Source organism: Adlercreutzia sp. DFI.6.23, from assembly GCF_024462535.1.
Lineage (GTDB): Bacteria > Actinomycetota > Coriobacteriia > Coriobacteriales > Eggerthellaceae > Adlercreutzia > Adlercreutzia rubneri.
On record NZ_JANGBP010000279.1, the window covers coordinates 1 to 356 of the forward strand.

1 protein-coding gene is annotated in these 356 nt (G+C 66.6%); it reads right to left on the reverse strand.

Annotated elements, in window-relative coordinates; translation table 11 throughout:
• On the reverse strand, positions 1-356 hold a 356-nt coding region (locus NE591_RS13365), incomplete at both ends, for a hypothetical protein (protein WP_256156878.1).

The following is a 356-nucleotide window of genomic DNA, read 5'->3' on the forward strand; positions in this document are numbered from 1 at the left end:
CTCCCTGTAGAGCCTCGCGGCGTCCTGCCAGCACTTGCACGGGAAGAACGTGTTGCGCGCCACCGTGTCGTGCCATACGCCCTCGAAGTCGATGGCCCCGCCGTCGAGCGCCTCGGTGGTCTTCGGGAAGATCGCGGCGGCAAGCTCGGGGCGGAACATGAGCAGGTAGCGGCTGAGCACGCTCCACAGGTTGTTGTCCATTCTGAACTCGCTGCACAGCGTGATGGGCATGCCCTGCTGCGTGGCCAGCACAAACAGATCGCCCCGGCGGATGCGCGGCCAGCCGTCGGCCATGGCCCGCTCGCACAGGTTCACCAGGCGCAGCCACTTCTTCGGGTAGTCCTCGGCAATCCAGG